Annotated in this window: 24 protein-coding genes and 1 pseudogene; 6 read left to right on the top strand and 19 right to left on the bottom strand. The window is 49.3% G+C overall.

The window, feature by feature from the left end; genetic code table 11:
• Positions 1–4: 4 nt before the first annotated feature.
• The 9 genes from aroA to IPP66_08885 form a co-directional block, all read right to left on the bottom strand.
• On the bottom strand, positions 5–1306 hold the full coding sequence (gene aroA / locus IPP66_08925; protein ID MBK9925402.1) for a 3-phosphoshikimate 1-carboxyvinyltransferase: 1302 nt from the start codon (positions 1304–1306) through the stop codon (positions 5–7).
• A gap of 60 nt (positions 1307–1366) precedes the next feature.
• Positions 1367–2221, bottom strand: a complete 855-nt coding sequence (locus tag IPP66_08920; protein ID MBK9925401.1) for a prephenate dehydrogenase — start codon at positions 2219–2221, stop codon at positions 1367–1369.
• Positions 2208–3242: a 3-deoxy-7-phosphoheptulonate synthase gene (gene aroF / locus IPP66_08915; protein ID MBK9925400.1), complete on the bottom strand. Its 1035-nt coding sequence runs from the start codon at positions 3240–3242 to the stop codon at positions 2208–2210. The genes IPP66_08920 and aroF (IPP66_08915) overlap by 14 nt, the downstream gene beginning before the upstream one ends.
• 107 nt (positions 3243–3349) lie before the next feature.
• On the bottom strand, positions 3350–4399 hold the full coding sequence (aroF, locus tag IPP66_08910) for a 3-deoxy-7-phosphoheptulonate synthase (GenBank protein ID MBK9925399.1): 1050 nt from the start codon (positions 4397–4399) through the stop codon (positions 3350–3352).
• Between the two features lie 88 nt (positions 4400–4487).
• Complete coding sequence (gene aroH, locus IPP66_08905) at positions 4488–4859, bottom strand: chorismate mutase (protein ID MBK9925398.1); 372 nt, start codon at positions 4857–4859, stop codon at positions 4488–4490.
• 249 nt (positions 4860–5108) lie between these two features.
• Positions 5109–5786 (bottom strand): SAM-dependent methyltransferase, encoded by a 678-nt coding sequence (locus IPP66_08900; GenBank protein ID MBK9925397.1) that lies wholly within the window; start codon positions 5784–5786, stop codon positions 5109–5111.
• 9 nt (positions 5787–5795) lie between these two features.
• Positions 5796–6185: a tautomerase family protein gene (locus IPP66_08895; GenBank protein MBK9925396.1), complete on the bottom strand. Its 390-nt coding sequence runs from the start codon at positions 6183–6185 to the stop codon at positions 5796–5798.
• A gap of 9 nt (positions 6186–6194) precedes the next feature.
• Positions 6195–6497 (bottom strand): antibiotic biosynthesis monooxygenase, encoded by a 303-nt coding sequence (locus tag IPP66_08890; GenBank protein ID MBK9925395.1) that lies wholly within the window; start codon positions 6495–6497, stop codon positions 6195–6197.
• Positions 6498–6500: 3 nt separating this feature from the next.
• Positions 6501–7058: an MOSC domain-containing protein gene (locus tag IPP66_08885; protein MBK9925394.1), complete on the bottom strand. Its 558-nt coding sequence runs from the start codon at positions 7056–7058 to the stop codon at positions 6501–6503.
• Between the two features lie 51 nt (positions 7059–7109).
• On the opposite strand from IPP66_08885, the gene IPP66_08880 reads away from it, so the two are divergent.
• The 3 genes from IPP66_08880 (at position 7110) to IPP66_08870 (ending at position 9345) form a co-directional block, all read left to right on the top strand.
• A complete protein-coding gene (locus IPP66_08880; protein MBK9925393.1) occupies positions 7110–7604 on the top strand; it encodes a hypothetical protein in 495 nt (164 codons plus the stop codon).
• A 27-nt stretch (positions 7605–7631) separates the two neighbouring features.
• The gene (locus tag IPP66_08875; GenBank protein MBK9925392.1) at positions 7632–8132 is read left to right on the top strand and encodes a phosphotransferase; all 501 of its coding nucleotides are present in this window, start codon (positions 7632–7634) and stop codon (positions 8130–8132) included.
• 130 nt (positions 8133–8262) lie between these two features.
• Complete coding sequence (locus tag IPP66_08870; protein MBK9925391.1) at positions 8263–9345, top strand: hypothetical protein; 1083 nt, start codon at positions 8263–8265, stop codon at positions 9343–9345.
• Between the two features lie 34 nt (positions 9346–9379).
• On the opposite strand, the gene IPP66_08865 is transcribed toward IPP66_08870, so the two are convergent.
• The 9 genes and pseudogenes from IPP66_08865 to IPP66_08825 all read right to left on the bottom strand — a co-directional run bounded on the left by IPP66_08865 (position 9380) and on the right by IPP66_08825 (position 19535).
• Positions 9380–10150, bottom strand: coding sequence for a tryptophan synthase subunit alpha (locus IPP66_08865; GenBank protein ID MBK9925390.1), 771 nt, complete (start codon positions 10148–10150; stop codon positions 9380–9382).
• A gap of 179 nt (positions 10151–10329) precedes the next feature.
• Positions 10330–11523 carry a tryptophan synthase subunit beta gene (gene trpB / locus IPP66_08860; protein ID MBK9925389.1) on the bottom strand — a complete coding sequence of 398 codons (1194 nt, stop codon included), beginning with the start codon at positions 11521–11523 and terminating at the stop codon, positions 10330–10332.
• Positions 11524–11992: 469 nt separating this feature from the next.
• Positions 11993–12628 (bottom strand): annotated as a pseudogene (locus tag IPP66_08855) (phosphoribosylanthranilate isomerase).
• 139 nt (positions 12629–12767) lie between these two features.
• Positions 12768–13592: an indole-3-glycerol phosphate synthase TrpC gene (trpC, locus tag IPP66_08850; protein MBK9925388.1), complete on the bottom strand. Its 825-nt coding sequence runs from the start codon at positions 13590–13592 to the stop codon at positions 12768–12770.
• Positions 13593–13598: 6 nt separating this feature from the next.
• Positions 13599–15212, bottom strand: coding sequence for an anthranilate phosphoribosyltransferase (gene trpD / locus IPP66_08845; GenBank protein MBK9925387.1), 1614 nt, complete (start codon positions 15210–15212; stop codon positions 13599–13601).
• A 94-nt stretch (positions 15213–15306) separates the two neighbouring features.
• The gene (gene trpS, locus IPP66_08840; protein ID MBK9925386.1) at positions 15307–16365 is read right to left on the bottom strand and encodes a tryptophan--tRNA ligase; all 1059 of its coding nucleotides are present in this window, start codon (positions 16363–16365) and stop codon (positions 15307–15309) included.
• Positions 16366–16498: 133 nt separating this feature from the next.
• A complete protein-coding gene (gene trpE, locus IPP66_08835) occupies positions 16499–17947 on the bottom strand; it encodes an anthranilate synthase component I (protein ID MBK9925385.1) in 1449 nt (482 codons plus the stop codon).
• Positions 17948–18468: 521 nt separating this feature from the next.
• The gene (locus IPP66_08830) at positions 18469–18774 is read right to left on the bottom strand and encodes a hypothetical protein (protein MBK9925384.1); all 306 of its coding nucleotides are present in this window, start codon (positions 18772–18774) and stop codon (positions 18469–18471) included.
• Between the two features lie 140 nt (positions 18775–18914).
• Positions 18915–19535, bottom strand: coding sequence for a hypothetical protein (locus IPP66_08825; protein ID MBK9925383.1), 621 nt, complete (start codon positions 19533–19535; stop codon positions 18915–18917).
• A 148-nt stretch (positions 19536–19683) separates the two neighbouring features.
• Here IPP66_08825 and IPP66_08820 point away from each other — a divergent pair, with 148 nt between their 5' ends.
• Together IPP66_08820 and IPP66_08815 are read left to right on the top strand one after the other, a co-directional pair.
• A complete protein-coding gene (locus IPP66_08820) occupies positions 19684–20253 on the top strand; it encodes a TetR/AcrR family transcriptional regulator (GenBank protein MBK9925382.1) in 570 nt (189 codons plus the stop codon).
• 53 nt (positions 20254–20306) lie between these two features.
• Positions 20307–21653 (top strand): alpha-glucosidase C-terminal domain-containing protein, encoded by a 1347-nt coding sequence (locus IPP66_08815; protein MBK9925381.1) that lies wholly within the window; start codon positions 20307–20309, stop codon positions 21651–21653.
• A gap of 7 nt (positions 21654–21660) precedes the next feature.
• Here IPP66_08815 and IPP66_08810 read toward each other — a convergent pair whose 3' ends face one another.
• On the bottom strand, positions 21661–22233 hold the full coding sequence (locus tag IPP66_08810) for a class I SAM-dependent methyltransferase (protein ID MBK9925380.1): 573 nt from the start codon (positions 22231–22233) through the stop codon (positions 21661–21663).
• 193 nt (positions 22234–22426) lie between these two features.
• On the opposite strand from IPP66_08810, the gene IPP66_08805 reads away from it, so the two are divergent.
• Positions 22427–23044 carry a cupin domain-containing protein gene (locus IPP66_08805; GenBank protein ID MBK9925379.1) on the top strand — a complete coding sequence of 206 codons (618 nt, stop codon included), beginning with the start codon at positions 22427–22429 and terminating at the stop codon, positions 23042–23044.
• Positions 23045–23065: the final 21 nt, after the last annotated feature.

Below are 23065 nucleotides of genomic sequence, written 5' to 3'. Positions count from 1 at the left end.
TCCCTCACCCTGCCCTCTCCCGCTGGGAGAGAGTACTCAACACTTCAAAGAAATTCGGGAATGTTTTGGAGACACAAGATGGATTCTCGATCGTGACGCCATCGAAACGCAAGCCGATCAACGAGAAAGACATTGCCATACGGTGATCGTTATACGTTTGGATGGACGCCGCTCGCATCTTTTCTACGGGATGAATGGTCATGCCATCTTCATACTCGTCCACGCTGACGCCGAGACGTTTGAGCTCGGTGCATGTTGCAGAGACTCGATCCGTCTCTTTGACACGGGCAGAGGCAATGCCGCGAATCCTTGTTGGCGATGAAGCGAAGGGAGCAATAGCCGCGAGGGTTTGAGCAGTATCGGGGATATCACGCATGTCGATGTCAATTCCGACGATGGACGATGAACCGTTGACCGTGATTGAGTTATCAGATTCGGTTACGCTACAACCCATTTGCTGTAAAACATTGAGAAAACCAATGTCACCCTGCACAGATTTACGGGAAATGTTTTCCACTTTGACGGTTCCGCCACAGATGGCTGGGGCGGCAAAGAAGTAGGATGCAGCGGATGCGTCGGATTCGATGGCGTAAGTGGAAAGTGGCGAATAGGATGTGGGGTAAATCGTGAATCTTGAATATTCGTCGCGCTCAATCTCTATACCAAATTCTTTCATAATGGAGATTGTCATATCCACATAAGGTTTGGAATTGAGATCAGTGGATAGGGTCACTTCAATTGGGCTTTGTGCATAGGGGGCAACCATGAGCAGAGCAGATAAAAATTGCGATGATATATCACCTGCGATCTTTGTCTTGCCGCCAGGTAAACCTTTGGCAAAAATCTCCACGGGCGGACAGTTATTCTTTGCTTCCATCTCAACACCCAGTTGATTGAGCGCATCCATCAAATCCCCTATCGGGCGCTCTCGCATGCGTGACTCGCCATCAAGGATGTATTCGCCATTGCCAAGCGTAAGGAAAGCAGAGAGGAAACGTGCCGCCGTCCCTGCATTGCCGATGAAGAGTTCGGCTTTCTTGGCAGGGATTTTTCCACCGAGCCCCGTGACGGTCATTGTGAAGTTGGCTTCATCCAATTGAACATCGAAGCCGAGGGTTTGTAGAGCTTTGGCAAAGTAACGCGAGTCATCGGAGAAGAGGGCATTCGTAAGATGTGTGGTTCCTTTTGCCAATGATGCGATGAGCAAGGCACGATTGGTCAATGACTTGGAGCCAGGCACGCGAACGGTGGCGTTGAGAGGATGAAGCAAAGGGTGGATGCGGAATGATGAAGGATGAATGTTCATTGTAAGCGGACTTTATCACGGACTGAAACGGACTTATTTACCTGTCTACTTATTTACTTCCTACGAATTGAATTTCTGGTGTTTGCTTTGTGCTTTATTCAGAATGGCTTCGAGTTTTTTGAAATCATCTACAGATAAAGCGGATTCGATTTCAGTTAACTGTTTTTGTAACTCATGCAAAGCATTCAAAACATTTTCTCGATTGGTTTGCAAGACTCCCAACATCATGGATGAGGATGTCCCTGCCAGGCGGCTAGTAGATTTGAAGCCAGGTCCAATGAAAGGTGAGACATCTTCGGATGTAGCAAGGGCAAGGGCAGAAGAAAGAACAAATGGCAAATGACTTGTAGCGGCCAAGATTCGGTCATGTTCAGCAGCATCGAGAATGCCTGCTTTTGCGCCGAGGGCTTCGATGATCTGGTTGGCGGCAGAGATCGCTCTCTTTGATGTTCGCTCCAAAGGTGTGAGCAAAAACGGAGCGGCATAGTACAAAGTCCGTTCGGCGTTGGCAAGGGAAAGTTTTTCTTTGCCACAAATGGGATGCCCGCCGATGGGATCAAAGCGTTCGGGCAATTGCGACATGGATTCAACAATCAATTTTTTCGTCGAACCCATGTCCATGACGATACAAGAATTAGGTGTGTAGGTTGGTAACTTCTCAAGCAGAGTCAAAATCGCAGGGACGGGAGCGGATAGGATGACAAGGTCCGCTTCGGGCAGGAGCTTGGCAGGGTCGCTATCAGCGTAGTCCACGATGTGTTGGGACAAAGCCAGCTCAATGGTCGGAAGATGCGGATCGCATCCATAGAGGGCGGCGCACTTGCCTCGTAGTCCCAATGCAAGCGAGCCACCCATCAATCCCAAGCCAATGATGGCGATCTTTGACTCTGCGAGATTAAAGTCAGGCTGTGACATGTTGAGAGATAAGGCGACGATCAACCGCTTCAGCCACCGCTTTGACCTGCTTCACCATTTTTGCAAATGCTTCAGGTGTGAGCGACTGCTTGCCATCTGAGACGGCGTGGGCAGGATCGGTATGCACTTCAACGATGACACCGTCGGCACCTGCGGCAACGCCCGCTTTGGCAATGGTGGAAACATATTTTGAATCGCCAGTGGAATGACTCGGGTCAATCACAATGGGAAGGTGAGTAAGTTCCTTGAGAACAGGGACGGCGTTGATATCGGTGGTGTTACGTGTGGCGGTCTCAAAGGTGCGGATGCCGCGTTCGCAAAGAATGACGCGTGTGTTGCCGCCACTGAGAATGTATTCACTCGCCATAAGCATCTCTTCGATGGTAGCAGACATGCCACGTTTGAAGAGCACGGGCGTGCGGGTTTCACCGAGCGCACGAAGCAGATTGAAGTTCTGCATGTTGCGCGCACCGAGTTGAAAGATATCCACATATTTTTCCATCATGGCGATCTGCGAGACAGCCATTACCTCAGTGACGATGGGAAGACCCGTTTGTGCACGAGCTTCTGCCATGTATTCGAGTCCTTCTTCACCAAGGCCTTGAAAGGCATACGGTGATGTGCGAGGCTTGAAGACGCCGCCACGTAAAGCGTTTGCACCCGCTTCTTTGACGGCGTGAGCGATCTCGATGATCTGTGTTTTTGATTCAACAGAACAAGGCCCTGCAATGATGGGGACTTCGGTTCCGCCGATGGTGAAGCCATTGAACTCAAAGATTGAATCTTGTGGGTGGAATTGTCGTGAGGCAAGCTTGTACGGTTTGGAAATACGTTGGACTTCGAGCACGCCTGGAAGCGCTTCGAAAATTTCCTTGGCGACGTAGTGCCCGTCACCGACCGCGCCGATAATGGTCTGCTCGACGCCGAAAATGGGATGAGAAGATAATTTCTGTTTTTCGATCTCGGCAATGACCGCGTCGATCTGTTCTTTGGGTGCACCGGGGTGCATGATGATCATCATAGTGAAAATTCCTTTTTATTTTGTTGTAAGGGGCGAGGCCGTGAAGCGTCTCGCCCCTTTTGTTGATTGCAATACATGGGCGGGGAAACCCCGCCCCTACAAATTAATTACGCCCACCCCTGCTTCGGAGACATCTCAACCGAAGCGAGACTGCGTCCCATGATCTGTGCGATCTGACCGACCTGTTTCACCATCGCGGCAAAGGCTTCAGGCTTGAGGGATTGCCTGCCATCTGAAACGGCTTTTGCTGGGTTGGGATGCACTTCGATGATGAGACCGTCTGCACCTGCGGCAATACCTGCACGTGCAATGGCGGCAACATATTCAGAATAACCTGTTGAATGAGATGGGTCAAGGACTACTGGCAAATGAGTTAAATTTTTCAAAACAGGAACAGCATTAATATCGGTCGTGTTGCGTGTGGATGTTTCAAATGTGCGGATGCCACGCTCGCACAACATCACACGGTTATTTCCACCCGCTAAAACATATTCGGCAGACATCAACAATTCTTCCACTGTAGCAGAAAGTCCACGCTTGAGCAGGACCGCTGTACGCGTCTCACCGATGGCACGAAGCAGATTGAAGTTCTGCATGTTGCGTGCGCCGATCTGCAACACGTCCACATACTTCACCATCAAATCCACCTGCACCTGCGACATGATCTCAGCCACGATGGGCAATCCCGTTTTCTCGCGCGCTTCGGCAAGAAGCTCGAGGCCTTCCTCGCCGAGACCCTGGAAGGAATACGGTGATGTGCGAGGCTTGAACACTCCCCCACGCAAAGCGGACGCTCCCGCCTCTTTCACAGCCAAAGCTGTTTCCATGATCTGAGAGCGACTCTCCACTGAACACGGTCCCGCGATGACAGCGATCTGATTCCCGCCGACAGCAAAACCGTTCATTTGGACAACAGAATCTTCGGGATGGAATTGTCGCGAGGCAAGTTTGTACGGCTGGGTGATACGCTGGACAAGTTCTACACCTTCCATGCCTTCGAAGCGTTCGGTGGGAATACTATGCGTCTCACCGATGGCGCCGATGATCGTCGCTTCGACTCCTTGCGAGAGATGGACGTTCAATCCCGCAGATTTGACTTTCTCTATTACTGCTTCCACCTGTTGTGGGGTGGCATTGGCTTTCATTATGATCATCATGATGATTTCTCCTTAGGGTTGTAGACAGGTATATAGGTATGCATGTGATGAACCATTCCCTTGTCTACTTGTTTACGTATTTACTTCCTCACTGCGCCGCAACCAAATCAGGTCTTAGTTTGACCGCATCGCGCAAATAAACGTGTTTTACTTCATTTTGAGCCGCGTCTGTGTTCCAATGGACAAGCACACGAATGGAACGTGGCAAGCTGTTCGGCACAGGGATCTCACGCGCACACAGCATCGGGACAAGACTCCAGCCCATTTGCCTGGCAGCCTGTGCGGGGAAGGTCGAAGCGAGGTCTTCCGTCACAGTGAAAATGGCGCTGGCGATGTCATCAGGTTTCATATTTTCGTTCTCAGCCAGTATCTCCTCCAGAAGTTCGCGCGTGGCTTGCAGGATGAGCTCTGGTTCGTCGGCGGCGACTGTGGTTGCGCCGCGCACTCCACGGGTTGGCATTGGTTCGCTCCTTGTTGACGTAACAAAAAGGGCGAGACCGTCTGGTCTCGCCCTTAGTTACAGAATTTTATTTCCTGTCTACTTAAGCGTCACCAACGGCAACCGAGTGGAGGCCGTAAAGTAATACGCAAAATAAAAGCGGACAGAATTAAGCATGTTGGGCGCTATTCTATGCTTCTCATGCGGATGAGTCAAGGGCGAGTTTTGTTGACACTTTACGGTGTTACAGTTTATGGATTTTTTCAAAGTTCAATCGTTTTGCAAGACTAACATCTGGTTTCCATTACGTTGAAATTCGTAATTGACCCTGCAAACTTTTGGTTTGTATTTCTGAAACTCATCAAGGATGCCAGAGAGATAGGAGGATTCCCGTGCATTGACATCCAACAACGGAAAGATGCGCGCCTCACGTGCTACTCGTAACATTTCATAAATAGATTTTACGTGAAAGTCAAAGGAGAGATTATCGGTATAGAGAAACAAGAAATGCGAACTGAGGGCAATATCAAAGGTTTGGTCTGCGAAAGGCAGATCAGGCAATTCGCCGGGGATATATCTTTTCGACAGCAACCCAGCCTCAAAGGAATCAAGGAAGCGGCGCATGGCTTGCATGCGAATCTCACCAAGTTCATCAGGAGATGAGATCGCATCCCAAACAAAGTTTTCCTGATGAGCACGCGTCTGCTTTATCACATCGTCAAACGTTTCGGCGATGCGCTTTTCGATCTCTGCATAACTGAAGCGATACAACGGGTCGATGGAGGTCACGCTCCCACCGTGTTGATTGCATTCCACGTTGAAACTGGCGGGGCCATCACCACAACCCAGGATGCGGGACTGGAGATCTGCTTCAGACAGAGCGAACATGCGCACATATTCATCGAAATTGCGCCCCCAAGGGACGACATCTTTATAGTGAATCGTCATGGATGTTTATTAAACCTCAACCTTGTAATTCAAACTGACCTCATCGCCAGGCTGGCCACGAAAGCCCCAATTGTGTTTTGGAGTTTCGGTAATGGTAATCTCAAGATCGCTCGGATTGAGTCCCAACACTTGCTCAGTGCGCTCAAACAACAAACGGATAAGATGCTTCTTCGTCTCTATTGTTCTGCCCTCGAACATGCTGATCTCAATGATCGTATAACGAGGCGAGCGTCCAACGGGATAATAAAAATCATCCGCTTCCAAAGGGAAAAACCTGTGTGCTCGTTTCTCTACAGGAAAGGACAATGCATCCACCACACACGAGTGGATCACATCTGAAAGCTGACTCTTGATCGGGTTCAACTGTTCTTTGACACCATAAATTTTGACCTGTGCCATATAGTCACCTCAGGATGGATTCGAAAAACTCAACTCATAATGTTGCACTGTTGGGAACGGATCATAAAAGTGATGCAACAACTTCCGCCACTCTTGATATTCCGCTGACCCGCGAAACCCAACCGTGTGCGCTTCGAGCGTTTCCCATTGCACCAATAAAAGAAAACGAGTAGGCGCTTCGATGCAGTGTTGCAACTGATGCGAGATGTATCCCTTCATACTGGCGATGATAGGTGAAGCCTGTGCAAACGCCACTTCAAATTCTTTTTCTTTTCCAGGGATTACATCCAAAATTGCTGCTTCTAAGATCATGTTTTATTCCCTTTCGTTTTTATACAACTTGTAATGGTATGTGCGGTCGGGTGGTAACTCCACGCGGATGGCATCCCCCGCATGGACTTCACCGCCCGTCAGCACAATGCTCATGATGCCAGCTTTGCGGACAATATTCCCGTTCTCGTCCTTGTAAACACAAAGGCTCAGTAAACCATCCTGAAATGTATCGATTTGCTCACATGGATTACGAAGACCTGTCACTTCTACAACGGCACTATCTCCCAAATAAAGCTTTGTCCCTTTTGGCAACCCTAATATATCCAAACCACGTGTTGTGATGTTCTCCCCCATCTCCCCTGCAGAGACGTGGTATCCACTCGCGTTCAACTCATCATGTAACTCCGCATGGATCAAATGCACCTGACGCAAATTCGGCTGGGTTGGGTCGCGCTTCACTCTGGACCTATGCTTGACCGTTTCCCCCATGTGCGCATCTCCCTCCACACCCAACCCTGCCAACAAACGAATGCTTTCCTGATTGGCTTTGCTAAAGGTGTGCGTTCCACTCTTGCTAACTGCTAAAATCGTGCTATTCATACATACTCCTCTCGTTGATGGTCCAATAAACCACCCAAGTATAATTTCATAATGCTCGAAAAACCCGACATCCCTGACGAACTCATCTTTTCCCGTTTACAAGACGAATACAGATTACACGTCTCCACCTTGACCTTCCTCCCTCTCGGCGCGGACATGGGCACTGCTGTCTATCGCGTCGTCGCGGACGATGGAACTGCATACTTCCTCAAATTGCGCAAAGGCTTTGACGAGATCAGCGTGACCGTTCCATTGTTTCTCAAGTCACAGGGCATAAAAGAGATCATCGCTCCACTTAAAACTAAGTCCAACCACGGCTGGGTGGACTTCGGCGAGTACAAGATGATCCTGTATCCGTTCATCGAAGGGGAGAATGGATTTGAAACGGAGTTATCGGATGGGCAAAAACGGACTCTCGGCAAAGCATTGGGAGCGATTCACTCCGCGCAACTTCAACCAGAACTCAAGCGACAAATTCCACAAGAGACCTTCTCGCCAAAGTATTGTGAAAGTATGAAATCATTTCAATCACAAGTGGAAAACTAGACTTACGATGAACCCGTTGCGGCAAAGCTGGCGGAGTTCATCAAATCAAAACAAGACGAAATCAATCATCTCATCGAACGCGCAGAGACACTTGCTTCCGAACTTCAATCCAAACCTGTGGAATTTGTCCTCTGCCACACGGATATCCACGGCGGGAACATATTAATTGGTAGGGGCGGATCGCGATCCGCCCCTACAGAAGACATCTACATCGTCGATTGGGACGCTCCCCTCCTCGCCCCCAAAGAACGTGACCTGATGTTCATCGGCGGCGGGATTGACGCTATCTGGAAAACTAAACAGGATGAAGCCCTGTTCTACGAAGGCTATGGAAAAGCAGAGGTCAACATCACAGCACTGGCATATTACCGCTACGAACGGATCATCGAAGACCTGGTCGCATTTTGCGAGCAATTGTTGTTGACGAACGAAGGTGGCGCGGACCGAGAGCAAGCCTATCGGTGGTTCACAGGCAATTTTGAGGCGGGTCAAACCATTGAGATTGCAGAGAAGACCCAGAGATTTTGACCAAAAAGGGTATCGCTTGCTTTTTCAAGAAATTCCTTTATAGGCGATAACTGCAACGTGAAACAAGTATTTAGTAAAGGAAGGTGTATACTGTCAATCACAAAACAAATTGCAATTAGGAAAAGTATAAATGTCTAACCGAAAAATAACTGAGAAGCCTGCGAATGCGTCTCCTTCTAAATTGCCCTTTTCAATTGACAGATGGCTTGCAATAGCAAACTTAGCTTTGACAGCGATAGTTGGTATAGGTATTGCCATTTTTTTACAATTCAATAACCAGAATTTTATAGAAGACCAACAATTAAATCAGCAGTATTTTTTAGCAACCCAACAAGCCCTCCAACAAGAATTCCAAAACAACCAGTCGATATCTAATATTGTGAAAAGTTCGCTTTTTGGGGGCTATGCCAATTATGACACCTACCCATTTCCAGACGATCACAAGATTTATAATCCAGCTTTTGATTTTAGCAATATAGGTCCAGCAATTGCGAACAATCTAAAAATTAGCGTTTGCATGTATTCTGTTGGTCCTATGTGGGAAAGCACAATAAACAGTATTGAGTTGTTTGAGATTATTCCCGTCGATTCTTCGGTTACTTATGAGAAGACGACAACCTATACACAGTGCGGCGGCAAAAGACCAGAAGGGATAAGCAATAATGCAGTCTTGCTCAATTTCAAATTTCTTCCTCCAAATCAATCTATTCGCATCACACTTCAACTTCCCACTTATAATTCAGGAAAAGAAGTAACCGACTCGGTAAAAGTTCACGCACTAATACCTACCGCAATACTTGCAACCAATCAAGTTGAAAAAATTTATATCTTTTCGGGTCATGGAAGTTCTGGTTTCATATCTGGAATTGATAACTATTTATCGAATAAGTCTGCAATTGCTACATTTTACGCCGAAGGCTCCTGCGATAATTGCAGCAGGGTAGATTTCGAAGGAGTATTCGAAACATTAGCCGTATCGACAGTCAAGGATCGAAAAATAGACAATTTTGAAATTACTGATCAGGGATTATTTTATACAAAGGTCATCTTTGATTTAACAATGACATACTCCCTCCCAGAAAATGCAGATCGAATATTCACCCATCCCGATCCCTATTTGATCCTATTCCAAAATGGCTCCGAGGAGAATTGGTATTATAGGTTTAGGGATATCGAACAGGTTGAATACGACACATACGATTTAGATACGTGATAGCAAAGAATCTAGCAAAAGATAGATGGAAACATTACTTAGTTAATGCTTTTCGAAACCCTCTCGCAAACTCCCTCGCCGTCTCAACGGGACTATCACTTCCACCAATTGTTCTCACACACGCCGTTCCAACAATGACACCATCCGCCATCGCTCCAACCTCTTTGGCTTGTTCGGGTGTGCCGATTCCAAATCCCACACACACAGGCGCTGACGTGTGCTCTTGCACCTGAGCGATCAAATCGCCAAGTCCTGTCGCCAGGGATTTGCGTTCGCCCGTGATGCCTGTCACCGAAACGAGATAGATAAATCCCTTCGCGTTGCGGGCGATCCATTCCATGCGGTCGGGGGATGATGTTGGCGCAAGCATGGGAATCAATGGCATATCACCTGCCACCTTTACGAACTCTTCAGATTCCTCCATCGGCAAATCAGGGATGATGAACCCATCCGCGCCTGCTTCTTTCGCATCACGGACAAATTTCTCCAGTCCATACGCCAGCATCGGGTTGTAGTATCCCATCAGGATCAATGGGATGTCCACATCACGCTTGCGCAATTCTTTCACAGCCGCCAGTGACTTCTTGACCGTGATTCCCTTTTCCAAAGCGATCTGTGTCGCGTGCTGGATCACAGGTCCATCCGCGAGTGGATCGGAGAAGGACAGTCCCACCTCGATCAAGTCCGCGCCGTTCTTGGCGAGCGCCTCGATCACGTCAATGGACGTGTCCAAGTTGGGGTAACCCAAGGGAAAGTAGGGCATAAAGATCGGTTTGTTTTTGAAAGCATTTTCTATTCTGTTCATAATAATTCCTATTCATTCCTACTCTGGTGGTCGAGTAGCCCTGAGCGTTCGTTGCGAAGGGCATATCGAGACCACCAAATAATCAAAAGTAATTGTGTAACAAAAATTTCTTTGCTTAGTGGTGGTCTCGATACGACGGCGAACGAACACGCCGTCTACTCGACCACCGAATTTACCAATTACAAATTACCCAGCTCTTTAATAACCGTATTCAAATCTTTATCACCACGCCCAGAAAGATTCACCAAGATCACCTGATCTTTCTTCATCTTTGGCGCGCGCTTGATGACCTCCGCCACCGCATGGGACGATTCCAGCGCAGGGATAATTCCTTCCGTGTGGCACAAGGTCTGGAACGCATCCAACGCTTCCGTGTCTGTCGCCGATGTGTAAAACGCCCGCTCGTTATCTCGCATCATCGCATGTTCTGGACCCACCGCCGCGTAATCCAAGCCCGCCGAGACCGAATGTGTCTCCGCGATCTGACCGTCTTCATCCTGCAAGACATACGTCCGTGTGCCATGAATGACTCCAACTCGTGCCTTCTTTGCATCACCAAAACGAGCCGCGTGCTTGCCCGACTCAATTCCACTTCCACCCGCTTCGACACCAATCAACTCAACGGATTCATCGTCCACGAATCCGCTAAAGACGCCGATGGCGTTCGAGCCGCCGCCCACACACGCGATGACCGTATCAGGCAGACGTCCCACTTCCATCATCATCTGTTCACGCGCTTCCGTCCCAATCACAGATTGAAACTCACGCACGATCGTCGGATACGGATGTGGTCCCAGCGCTGAGCCGAGTAAATAATGTGTATCGCGCACATTCGTCACCCAGTCGCGTATCGCTTCGTTGATGGCATCCTTTAATGTCTGTGTGCCTGATGAAACGGGTCGCACTTCCGCTCCAAGCAATTTCATGCGGAACACATTCGGTTCCTGCCGCGCAATGTCCACGACGCCCATGTACACGACACATTCGAGTCCCAACAACGCCGCGACCGTTGCCGATGCCACGCCATGTTGCCCCGCGCCCGTCTCCGCCACAATGCGCTTCTTGCCCATCTTCTTCACCAACAAGGCTTGTCCCAATGCGTTGTTAATTTTATGTGCGCCCGTGTGCGCCAAATCTTCACGTTTCAAATAAATTTGTGCGCCGCCCAATTTTTCAGAGAGCCGTTTTGCGTATGTCAACGGTGTCGGTCGTCCGACGAACGTCGCCATCAACCTGTTGAATTCCTTTTGAAACTCTGGGTCCGCTTTTGCTGTCACGAACGCTTCTTCCAATTCGATCAACGCGGGCATCAACGTCTCTGGCACAAACTGTCCGCCATACGGACCGAACTTATGAGGCAATAAAGTTGTCATTGAACTTCTCCAAAAATACCAATGTAGTTTTCTCGTTGAGCGCCATCCGCTTGAATTCCCGATACCCAAACTTTTTATACAGATACAAGTTCCGTTCACTGCGCTCGCCCGTGAACAACTCAAACCGCTTGCAATTAAATTTCTCTTCGATCGCTTTCAACAACCGCGACCCGATCCCCCGATTCTGAAAATCGGGATGCACGATCAACCTGCCAATATGACACGTCCCATCCTTTTCATGCGCCCGCACCGAGCCAATGATTTTTTCTCCGTCCGTCACTTTCAAGAACGTCGCCTGCTCAAACTCGGCACGTATCTCATCCAACGTTTGCGTCAACGGCGGAATGTTGAAATCGTTATTCAACTCCGCTTCACTTTGATACGACAGTTTCTGCAAAGCCAGAATTTCCTCCAGATCTTTCTTTTTGACTTTCTGGATTTGATTGGACTTCGCATCACTGGCATCTACATCACGAACAGCTTGGATGAACTTAATCATCTTCGCTTCATCCTTAACTCCTAGTCTGGACTCTACGCCAGAAGCCACATCCACTCCCCAAGGTTTTACCTGCCGCACCGCATCTGACACATTTTCCGGAGTCAACCCACCCGCCAGCAACAATGGATACTTCCTCGCCAACTCCGCCGCCGCTGACCAATCAGCAGTGACGCCACTTCCGCCATAGACACCTTTGACAGCAGCATCCACCAGAAATGCAGGTGCAACACCCAAGCGTGGTTTCGCAAAGTCCGTTATCGTCCGTGCGTCCGTGATAGAGTCCGTTGATAGACGAATGGCTTTGAAGGCTTTACCTTGGAAGGCATCCAACATCTCTGGCGTTTCATCACCGTGTAATTGAATCAGATTCAAGCCGCAGGTTCCCACTGTGGCATTGATCTCCGCCACTGAAGCATTGACGAACACTCCCACAAGCTTGACATACACCCTGCGACGTAAAGCGGCTGTGATTCCCCTGCACCTCCCCACTTCCACATAACGGACACTTTTTCTGTAGAAATTGAATCCCAACATATCCGCTCCCGCATCCACAGCGGCGAGGGCATCGTATAAGGTTCGTATTCCACAGATTTTTATTTTGGTCATATCGTCTCTTCAACCCCGAAGGGGTGACTTGATTCTAGAACTTATCGAAAGCGATTTGAGAACTCCGAAGGAGTGACATAACTCTGTCATCCCTTCGGGATTTATTCGGGTGATGGCTTTCTTTCTACAATCGTTTCATCTATTTCGACAAGCTCAACACATCGCCTTCGGGATTGGGCATTCCTGAAAGTTCACGTACCTTGGCGGGAATGTCTTGGGATATCACCAACGCCTCACCAACAAGGATAGCATCAATATTTATCTTGGCCAAACGCTCGACGTCTTTTGCTGTGAAGATACCACTCTCCGCCACAACCGCAATATCAGAGGAGATCATCGGACGGATGCGCTCTGTCGTTTCGAGGGAGACTTCAAAGGTGGCGAGGTTGCGGTTGTTGATGCCGATCAGTTTGACATCTTTCAATTTCAACGCTCGTTCGGTCTCCGCTTCATCATGGACTTCAACCAAAGCTGTCAATCCCAAACTCAAGGCACAGGCGTGCAAGTCGGCAAAGAGTTTGTCATCGGGCAATGCGGCGGCGATGAGCAGAATAGCGTCGGCGCCGTTGGCTCGGGCTTCATAGATTTGAGTCACATCTATGGTGAAATCTTTACGAAGTAATGGAACAGATATTTGTTTCGTATTCCTTAACTCATACAGCGTTTCGAGTTTACCCATGAAGAACTTTTCATCGGTCAACACTGAGATGGCAGAGGCACCATTTTCAACATAGATGTCTGCCACTTGGAAGAGATCGAGGTGCGGGGCGAGAATCCCTTTGGAGGGAGAGGCACGCTTGAGTTCAGCGATCAGGCTCGGGTTAGGTCCGAAGCGGCGGCGCTTGAGTGCGGCAAGAAAATCTCGAGGCGCAGGACTCTGCTCTGCGGCGCGGCGTAAGGCAACGGTGTCGAGCGCCGCAATCTCCAGCTTTTTTTGTTCGATGATCTGAGCGAGAATACTCATAGCAAATTATTGAGAAACGGATCTTGAGAACTCAACGAGGGCATTGAGTTTGGCGAGGGCTTTGCCACTATCAATGGAGGCGCGGGCTTCATCGAGCGCGGATTTGAAATCACCTGTTTCGGCGGCGAGGGCAGCAGCGGCGTTGAGGAGAACGGCATCTCGACGCGCACCGTTCAGTTTTCCGCTGAGAATATCACGCATCATCACTGCGGATTCATCGGGCGTGCCACCGCGTAGATCTTCCATCGTGGCTGGGGAAAAGCCGAGTTCGGTCGGGTCAAGGTCATAGGTTTTGACAGCGCCATCTTTGAGATGACTGATACGGTTGACACCACAGGTGTTAAGCTCGTCGGTGCCGCCCGCGCCATAGATGATCATCGCGGCGTGTGAGCCGAGTTCGTTCAGTACGTTTGCCATTGGCTCGGTAAGTGTGGGAGCAAAGACGCCGGTGAGTTGAATGTTCGCGCCTGCAGGGTTCGTGAGCGGACCGAGGATGTTGAAGATGGTGCGTTGACCGATCTCTTTGCGCGGACCGATGGCATGTTTCATGGCAGGGTGGAACTTGGCGGCAAACATAAAACCGATACCGATATTATCAATGGCATAAGCGATCTGCTCCGCAGTGAGTTCGAGGCTGACACCAAGCGCAGAGAGTACATCGGCGGAGCCGCAATGGGAAGAAGCGGCGCGGTTGCCATGCTTGGCAACTTTGCGTCCTGTGCCTGCAAGGACGAATGCAGCGGCGGTGGATATGTTGAATGTGTGAGCACCATCACCACCTGTGCCAACGATATCGTAAATGCGTTCGGTGGGGTCGCCAAGTTTTACTTTGACACCATTGGCTCGCATGGCACGGACAGAACCCGTGATCTCAGGGATGGTCTCCCCTTTCATGCGAAGTGCTGTGAGATAGGAACCGATCTGTGCGGGCGTGGCTTGCCCCGTCATGATGATGTTCATTGCCTGTTCGGCTTCCTCGGAAGTGAGGTCGGTGCGGTTGATCGTCTTGGCGATAAATGGCTTCAACATGGATTGTTCTCCTTTCGCAGGAGCGGGATTCAAGTCTAAAAAGTTTTTGAGGATCTGTTTGCCGTGTTCGGTGAGAATGGACTCGGGATGGAACTGCACGCCATAGGTGTGATGGTCTTTATGTTTCAGCCCCATGACCTCTTCTTCTGCAGTGATGGCTGTGACTTCGAGTTCGGCGGGGATCGGGTCGTAGACCACAAGCGAGTGATAACGCATCACTTCGAACGGCGATGGGATACCTTTGAAGATGCCCTGTCCGTTGTGCGTGATGGAAGATGTCTTGCCGTGCATGAGACGTGGCGCACGGTCCACTTTGCCGCCGAAGACAGCGCCGAGGGCTTGATGCCCGAGGCAGACTCCAAGCACAGGAATCTTGCCCGTGAAGTGTTTGATGGCATCGGGTGAAACACCTCCATCCTTGATGGGCTCGCCTGGTCCTGGTGAGATCACGAGGTGAGAGGGGTTCAGAGCGATGAGTTGATTCATCGTGATCTGATCGTTGCGGAAGACTTTGATATCCGCGCCGAGTTCGCCGAAGTATTGAACGAGGTTGTAGGTGAAAGAGTCGTAGTTATCTATGAGGACTAACATGGTTAACTTCCTTATCTGTATCGTTAAATGAGCTTGAAATGACCATGGACCGTAGACGATAGACCATGGTCCACCGTCGATGGTCTATCGTCGTCTAATCGTATTCTCCAAAAATATCCACCTGATCGACGAACAGATCAAGTGAGTAGGACAAGCCTGTCTTTTCACGGACAAGTTCCATAGTGGCTTTAGCTTCGGCTTGCATACGGCGAACACCCGTGGCAAGGACATCGTGCGGGACCATGGGATGCGCAAGGTAGTACGCTCGCTTCTCACGGATCGGCTCAAGGAAGTTGTTGATGGCTACGATCAGTTTTTCTTTGACTTCCACATCACCGACCTTGCCAGCGCGATAGCGTTCCTTGAGGTCATCCACTTCGGCATGGGAGGGGTTGAATGCATCATGATAGATGAAAACAGGATTGCCTTCCACTGTCCCAGGGTCGGTGGCACGCAGGCGCTTCGGGTCGGTGTACATGTTCATCACTTTTTGTTTGACCGTGTCTGCATCGTCGGAGAGATAGATGGCATTGCCGACAGACTTGCTCATTTTGCTTTGCCCGTCTGTGCCGATCAGCATGGGGACATCGCCGATAATGGATTCAGGTTCAGGGAAGACTTCGCCGTAAAGATTGTTGAAGCGACGCGCCATTTCACGTGCGAGTTCAACATGCGATTGATTGTCGCGCCCCACAGGGACAACTTGCGCACGCGGGAGCAAAATATCCACGGCTTGGAGGACGGGGTAGCCCAACAGACCAAATGGCATCGAGTCCATGTGAGCATCACGCGCCATATCTTTGAGCGTGGGAATACGTTCGAGGCGTGCAACGGTGACGAGCATTTCAAAGAGCAAGTTCAACTGATAGGTTTCAGGGACCGCCGATTGAACAAAGATCGTGCTGATATTCGGGTCAATGCCAATGGCGAGATAATCCAACACGATCTCTTTGATGTAGGTGGGAATCTCTTTGATGTATTGCGGTTCGGGCTTGGTCGTGAGTGTGTGCAGGTCAGCGATGATGAAGAAGGATTCGTATTGGTGTTGCAGGCGCACACGATTTTCAAGTGAACCGACGTAGTGACCAAGATGGAGGCGTCCTGTTGGGCGGTCACCGGTGAGGAGGCGGGGCTTGGAGTTATTGATGGCCATTGTTTGTTTTCCTTTCGTTACATTTCATATGTCGTTGCGAGGAGGGTGTTCTTCCCGACGAAGCAATCTCCTAGAAACAAGAATTTGATTGTTATTGGGAGATTGCTTCGCCCTTCGGGCTCGCAACGACATGTTAACTATTCGTTTCCGCAATATCAATTGCTCTCAACATCGCAGATGCCTTATTGACAGTCTCTTGAAATTCGGTGTTGGGATTGGAATCGGCGACAATGCCTGCGCCCGCTTGCACGGTAAACGTATTGCCACGCCCCACCATCGTGCGGATGGCGAGACAAGTGTCCATGTTGCCGTCGAAGCCGAAGTAACCGACAGTGCCTGCGTAGGCGCCGCGCGCATCGGGTTCGAGGTCAGAGATGATCTCGAGCGCACGCACTTTCGGCGCACCGCTGACCGTCCCTGCGGGGAAGGCGGCGCGCACCAGATCGAAAGCGGTGAGATCAGGTTTGAGTTTACCTTCCACGTGCGAGACGATGTGCATGACGTGTGAGTATCGTTCGATCGTGAAGAAATCCGAAACCTTCACTGTGCCGTATTCACACACACGTCCGAGATCGTTGCGGCCCAAGTCTACCAACATCACATGCTCGGCACGTTCTTTGGGATCGGCGAGAAGCTCTTCCGCGAGAGAGGCGTCAGCGTTGGCATCGGCTCCTCGTGGACGAGTCCCAGCGATCGGTCGGAGTGAGGCGGTTCGTCCCTCGAGGCGCACAAAGATCTCAGGCGACGATCCAACAATATAAAGCGGCTCACCGTCCACAAGTCCGAAATCAAAAAAGAACATGTACGGCGAAGGGTTGAGGCGGCGCACAGCGCGATAGACATCGAACGGCTCAACATTGGTTTCGCGGCTGAAGCGCTGCGAGAGCACCACTTGAAAAATATCGCCCGCGAGAATGTGCTCCTTGGCATCGCGCACCATGTCTTCAAAACGTCCCTGCGTCATGTTCGAACGAGTCTTGGATGTTTTCACATCGCGCGCTTGCACAGGCGGAAGCGGCTGATGAATGCGTGACTCAATCTCATCAAGTTTGCGATTCGCCGCATCGACATCACCATCGAGCACGTTCGCAATGAGGGACAGACTACGGCGCGCATGATCGAACGCAATGACGGTGTCAGCGAGGAGATAGATGCCATCGGGAACATTGGAAGAGCGCGTCATTCTGGACTTTAGAACTGGTTCAAAAAAACGGACAGCTTCGTACCCGAGATAACCCACCAACCCACCGATGAAACGCGGCACTCCCGCCTGCGGACTGAACTTGAATCGATTCATTTCCTCCTGCAGAAAATACGTGGGGTCAACATTTTCATCGAGTTTGACCACACGCTTCGAATCGGCTTCGACGATCTCGATCTCGTTGGCACGGATAATGTATTCTGCTCTGGGCTTGATGCCGATGAACGAATAACGCGCGATGCGCTCCCCGCCCTCCACAGACTCAAGCAGGAAGGATGCGCCCTCACCGCGTAGTTTCATGTACACGCTGATGGGCGTTTCGAGGTCCGCAGAGATCTCGCGGATAATGGTTTGGGTGGTTGTGGTTGGTTCTAGTAGCATAGGTGACACTCCGTAATATTGTTGACTGATGGTTGACCATTGACCATAGACGATGGGCCATACACATGGCAACGGTCTATCGTCCATCGTCGGGCTTAAATTAAAATCCCCTCTTGTCCAATTGGGACGAGAGGGGAGTCTCGTGGTGCCACCCAAGTTAACGCCTTTAAACAAAATTCCCTGTATGATGCAACAGGGAAAAAGCCAGCGTCACTCTTTTTAGTCAGCTAGTAGTTTAGTCGGCTAGTCTTCTGGTCTTTTGTCTTCTAGTCGGCTATCGTACTAAGTGCCTCTGCGTGGTAACGGGTGCAGTTCCCGTCTCTGGTACTCGCCCTAAGGGCTTTCACTTCACAACTCGGAGGTCCATTCGGTTTCTGCGCTTTAGCCTTGCTTTCAGAACTTCTGCTTGGCTCTCTGGTAATCGCTTTGAAACGTACTCATCCTCGTCAGCGTTTTTTTTGCGTTAGCAATATGTTGGTCGGTATTCTATGACGGAGGTGTGGATGTGTCAAGAGGATGAATTATTTTGGCAAAGAAGTTCCACACACCCGACAAAACTTATCATCGTGTGTTTGAGCTTTCGTCCCACATAATGAGCAGATATATCGTTTTCTGTTTTTGACTGAAGCAACAATGCTCAATATAATTCCACCTATCATTCCCAATACACTCATTACTATCTTCAACATACCCAATTGATATCGTTCCGACAAACTTATCCCTGTATCTGCTATGAGTGTAAAAATACCAATAGAAAGAAACAGGAAGGCAACGATAAAACCAATCGCCAACATTGGATTAAATTTATTATTTGGCTTATCTACCATAAACATCTCCATTAGATTCATTGCAGAATACGATAAAACAACTAATTACAAAGACAGACAAACAGCTACCACCTCGCGCTTGGGCAAAAGACTTGCCAAGTTTGAATACAAATTCAGGCTTATTAAGGACAGGGATGATGTCAACGAACAAAGCTAAACACAATCCATCCAACAGAAACAACAATTGTCACAACAAAAATCGTCCTAAGTATCTGAGATTCCGTTATTCCTAAGATCTTGTCATGATATACGATACTCTCCCCATCCACATCTGATAGTGAGAATAAAACTTCCTTGACATAGTGGACATCGCCGAAGAAAGAGCCAACAGATATAAAGTATGCAAAAGCGAACATAAAAATTCCAGGCAAAAACAACCACGGCGAATCAATCTGCCAAGCGCCTGTTTGTATTCTCTGTACTAACAGGTTAGCAATATTACTAAAATACATGATCCAAAGCCATCCAAGAATGAATGCGTAAAACAAAAAACTAAACCAAGGCATTCTCATTTTGATGCGAATGGAACTTCCAGAGTCTTCTGCTTGTATCTTTCCAGATATCACAGGGGTAAAGTTTCGATTCCACCACGTATATCGCCGCATCCAAAAATAATCCCTGCTTACATGTCCCCTAAACCTCTTATTAGCAAGAATCGACCAAGTTCCTTTCGTGTCCACGGCGGCACGGAGGCGATAAAAGACTTCATCTGAAGTTAGGCTGGTGTGTATTTCAAAATCTTCAAAGGGAAGGTATTTCATACTCAAAATCCCATCTCAATTGAGTATACGATAAAACAAAGACTTTAGTTGTTTGGCAAACCGTACCTCCCACACTTGGGCAAAAGGCCGGAAAGGTCTGTGCAATTCTCCTCTTGACATTTTCTGTACCAATCGGTACACTAAGGGTATGAAATCCAACCGCGAGAAGATCCTCGACAACGCCCTCACCCTCTTTGCATCGCGTGGCTATGATAGCGTCGGCGTGCAGGAAGTGGCAGATGCGTCGGGCGTGCAAAAGCCCACACTCTATCATTACTTCGGCAACAAGAATGGATTGCTCCAAACGTTACTCACCGAAAACTTTGCCGAGTTATTTCAAACGCTGGAAACTGCCGCCAAATACAACGGCGATGTACTCACAACCCTGCAGGCGGTGGTCAATGCCTATTTCAACTTCGCACAGAGTCATCCCAAGTTCTACCGCATGCAACTCTCCATGTGGTTCGCGCCACACGATAGCGAACCGTTTCAACTCCTGACCGAGTTCGGCGAACGTCAACAAGCCTTGCTCGAAGTCCTTTTCACCGACGCCGCCAAAGATCACGGTAACATGAAGGGACGTCATCGCGCCTATGCCGCCACCTTCCTCGGCATGATCAACACCTACATCGGTCTCAGCCTGAACGGCTCCGTCCAACTCGATGCCAAACTCACGGGACAACTCCTGCATCAATATATGCACGGCATCTTCTCGTAATTTCTTTTTTTATCTCATTTCTATACCTACTGGTATGTACAAAAAGGACACAAATGCAAAACGCCATCTTTTATCACATCTACCCGCTTGGCATGTGTAACGCTCCACGCAAGAACGACTTCACAGCACAACCTGTTCCCCGCCTAGAAATGATCCACGAATGGATTCCGCATCTACGCGAGTTGAATGTCAATGCGCTCTATCTTGGACCTGTGTTTGAATCCACAGCCCACGGCTACGACATCGCTGACTTTTTCCGCGTGGACCGACGCTTGGGGACGAACGAGTCGCTTTCGGCGTTGTCTGATGCGTTGCATCAAAACGGAATCCGCCTCGTGTTGGATGCTGTCTTTCATCATGTTGGACGCGACTTCTGGGCATTCCGCGATCTACTGCAAAATGGAGAACGCTCCGCCTATCGTCACTGGTTCAGTGGCATAGACTTTACACAACGCAGTCCGTATAACGATCCATTTGCCTATGATGGTTGGGCAGGTCACTTCGATCTAGTCAAACTCAATTTACATGAACCAGAAGTGCGTCAACATATTTTTGATGCGATTCAATTTTGGGTGGATAAATTTCAAATTGATGGTTTACGGCTCGATGTGGCAGACAAACTCGATATGGATTTCATGCACGCGCTTTCATCACACGCACACAACATCCGCCCCGATTTTTGGTTAATGGGCGAAGTCATTCATGGCGACTACAACCATTGGGTCAACCCGCAAACGCTTGACTCGGTCACGAACTATGAATGTTACAAAGGCTTGTATTCCAGTCACGAGGATAAAAATTATTTCGAGATCGCTTATTCGCTCAATCGTCAATTCGGGAGTACGGGACTCTATCGCAATCAACTTTTTTACAACTTCGTTGATAATCACGATGTCAATCGGCTCGCCAGCAATTTGACAAACCCTGCTCATCTCTATACGACCTATTGTCTGCTCTTCACCATGTCAGGGATTCCGTCCATTTATTACGGAAGTGAATGGGGCATGGAAGGCATCCGCACCGACAAAGACGATTCATCTCTACGTCCAAGCCTGACTCTGACTCAAGCCAAAGAATCTGCCCCGCATCCGAATCTCCCCAACACCATCCGACACCTTGCACAGATTCGACTCGCCTCCCCTGCTCTGCTCTACGGTGACTACGCCCAACTCTACGTCAACCACGAACAATTTGCTTTTGCGCGCTTCTTGAACAATGAATACGTCATCGTTGCGCTCAATGCATCCGCAGAAAAAGCGGCCATCGAGTTCGACGTTCCGCTGAAAGACGGAACAATACTCAACGATATATTGAATGAAAATCAAACTGTTACTGTTCGTAATGGAAAGTTAAAAGTAGAAATCAATCCACACTGGGCTGTAATAGTACGACATAAATAAAGGCCTGTCAGGTCTGTGCCAGTACTTCCCACACCGACTTGGGCTTCTCATAACGATCAATCGTATTCTCTTCCAGGAATTGGATATCCCAACCTTGGAGAAAACTCCGCACGGCGGTTTCATCGAAGAAACGTTTGGTCATTGTCCCGAGGAAGTATAGATTTGGCTCGATCGGCGGCTCCGGGGTCGCTGCACCGTAGTTGACGTCATTCGTGGAATTGAAACGGGCAAGCAGGATGCCGTCCGCTTTGAGGCAACGCTTGAGTTCGGATGCGATCTGCATCGTGACGGTCCATGTGAAGTAGTGCAGGCTGAGGCTGGCTACGATCACTGAGAAACTGTGGTCCGCAAAAGGGAACGGCTTGCCGTTGTCCATTCGAACGAGAGGCGCATGAGAAGGAGAGTCCGCACATTCAGCCAGATTTTCCATCGAAAGGTCTGTGGCGATGACGTTGCATCCTGCGGCAAGCAGGTCAACTGTATCGCGTCCGTTTCCACATCCCAACTCGAGGATAAGCCCGCGCGAGGATTTTTGCTGGAGGAGAGGAATCCATTTTTCAAGCCAGGGGTCGGTTTTCATAACGGGGAGTATACGACAAGTAAACAAACACCGAGAAAGCGCATGTGTACCTCTACAGCCATCAATCAACGAACAATAATTGTGTGAATAAAATAATATAATAGTTGATATATTGACTTAAATGCAATTTCCAACTATTATAATATGTGAAACACTGTACAAACGGAGTCCTTCCATGCCAAAACAGGCTACCATGAATTCACCGGTTATTGAAGCCGCCAACAGCGAGAACAATATCAATGTTGGGCAGCGCCTGCGCGAGGTCCGAATGGGACGCGGGCTTTCCATCCGCGCACTGGCAGAGCAATGCGAGCTGAACGTTAATACGCTCAGCTTGATAGAAAATGGTCACACCTCCCCCAGCGTCAGCACCCTTCAGATGATCGCGCAAACTTTGCAGATTCCTATTTCCACTTTCTTCGAGACAAATCATGATGACAGTAAAGTGGTCTATCAGCAATCAGGAAAACGTCCGCACGCTATATTCACGCATGGAACCATGGAAGATCTCGGTGCAGGGATGTCCCGTTTTGGGGCAGAGCCGCTCATCATAACGCTCAAGCCCAATGCCGATAGCGGTAAGACACCGATCGTACATACCGGCAGGGAATTCGTTTACTGTCTCGAGGGTCGCATTACGTATCACGTCGAAGATCAATCCTATCAACTCAAACAAGGCGACAGCCTGATGTTCGAAGCCTACCTACCTCATCGCTGGCGGAACGACAATGCATCCGCCTCACGCATGCTCCTTGTGCTGTGTCCATTGGATGAACGAGACCAGCCCTCTGAACGTCACTTTGGGAGATAGATCGGCAACACCCTGAAAGGA

This window comes from Candidatus Defluviilinea proxima (genome assembly GCA_016721115.1).
Lineage (GTDB): Bacteria > Chloroflexota > Anaerolineae > Anaerolineales > Villigracilaceae > Defluviilinea > Defluviilinea proxima.
Note: the sequence above shows the minus strand (reverse complement) of the source record. Positions and strands in the feature narration are given on the sequence as shown.

What these genes read in the sequence shown, in the direction of transcription:
- aroA (MBK9925402.1), bottom strand. Translation starts at nt 1,306, where the DNA reads ATGAACATTCATCCTTCATCATTCCGCATCCACCCTTTGCTTCATCCT.
- IPP66_08920 (MBK9925401.1), bottom strand. Translation starts at nt 2,221, where the DNA reads ATGTCACAGCCTGACTTTAATCTCGCAGAGTCAAAGATCGCCATCATT.
- aroF (MBK9925400.1), bottom strand. Translation starts at nt 3,242, where the DNA reads ATGATGATCATCATGCACCCCGGTGCACCCAAAGAACAGATCGACGCG.
- aroF (MBK9925399.1), bottom strand. Translation starts at nt 4,399, where the DNA reads ATGATGATCATAATGAAAGCCAATGCCACCCCACAACAGGTGGAAGCA.
- aroH (MBK9925398.1), bottom strand. Translation starts at nt 4,859, where the DNA reads ATGCCAACCCGTGGAGTGCGCGGCGCAACCACAGTCGCCGCCGACGAA.
- IPP66_08900 (MBK9925397.1), bottom strand. Translation starts at nt 5,786, where the DNA reads ATGACGATTCACTATAAAGATGTCGTCCCTTGGGGGCGCAATTTCGAT.
- IPP66_08895 (MBK9925396.1), bottom strand. Translation starts at nt 6,185, where the DNA reads ATGGCACAGGTCAAAATTTATGGTGTCAAAGAACAGTTGAACCCGATC.
- IPP66_08890 (MBK9925395.1), bottom strand. Translation starts at nt 6,497, where the DNA reads ATGATCTTAGAAGCAGCAATTTTGGATGTAATCCCTGGAAAAGAAAAA.
- IPP66_08885 (MBK9925394.1), bottom strand. Translation starts at nt 7,058, where the DNA reads ATGAATAGCACGATTTTAGCAGTTAGCAAGAGTGGAACGCACACCTTT.
- IPP66_08880 (MBK9925393.1), top strand. Translation starts at nt 7,110, where the DNA reads ATGCTCGAAAAACCCGACATCCCTGACGAACTCATCTTTTCCCGTTTA.
- IPP66_08870 (MBK9925391.1), top strand. Translation starts at nt 8,263, where the DNA reads ATGTCTAACCGAAAAATAACTGAGAAGCCTGCGAATGCGTCTCCTTCT.
- IPP66_08865 (MBK9925390.1), bottom strand. Translation starts at nt 10,150, where the DNA reads ATGAACAGAATAGAAAATGCTTTCAAAAACAAACCGATCTTTATGCCC.
- trpB (MBK9925389.1), bottom strand. Translation starts at nt 11,523, where the DNA reads ATGACAACTTTATTGCCTCATAAGTTCGGTCCGTATGGCGGACAGTTT.
- trpC (MBK9925388.1), bottom strand. Translation starts at nt 13,592, where the DNA reads ATGAGTATTCTCGCTCAGATCATCGAACAAAAAAAGCTGGAGATTGCG.
- trpD (MBK9925387.1), bottom strand. Translation starts at nt 15,212, where the DNA reads ATGTTAGTCCTCATAGATAACTACGACTCTTTCACCTACAACCTCGTT.
- trpS (MBK9925386.1), bottom strand. Translation starts at nt 16,365, where the DNA reads ATGGCCATCAATAACTCCAAGCCCCGCCTCCTCACCGGTGACCGCCCA.
- trpE (MBK9925385.1), bottom strand. Translation starts at nt 17,947, where the DNA reads ATGCTACTAGAACCAACCACAACCACCCAAACCATTATCCGCGAGATC.
- IPP66_08830 (MBK9925384.1), bottom strand. Translation starts at nt 18,774, where the DNA reads ATGGTAGATAAGCCAAATAATAAATTTAATCCAATGTTGGCGATTGGT.
- IPP66_08825 (MBK9925383.1), bottom strand. Translation starts at nt 19,535, where the DNA reads ATGAAATACCTTCCCTTTGAAGATTTTGAAATACACACCAGCCTAACT.
- IPP66_08820 (MBK9925382.1), top strand. Translation starts at nt 19,684, where the DNA reads ATGAAATCCAACCGCGAGAAGATCCTCGACAACGCCCTCACCCTCTTT.
- IPP66_08815 (MBK9925381.1), top strand. Translation starts at nt 20,307, where the DNA reads ATGCAAAACGCCATCTTTTATCACATCTACCCGCTTGGCATGTGTAAC.
- IPP66_08810 (MBK9925380.1), bottom strand. Translation starts at nt 22,233, where the DNA reads ATGAAAACCGACCCCTGGCTTGAAAAATGGATTCCTCTCCTCCAGCAA.
- IPP66_08805 (MBK9925379.1), top strand. Translation starts at nt 22,427, where the DNA reads ATGAATTCACCGGTTATTGAAGCCGCCAACAGCGAGAACAATATCAAT.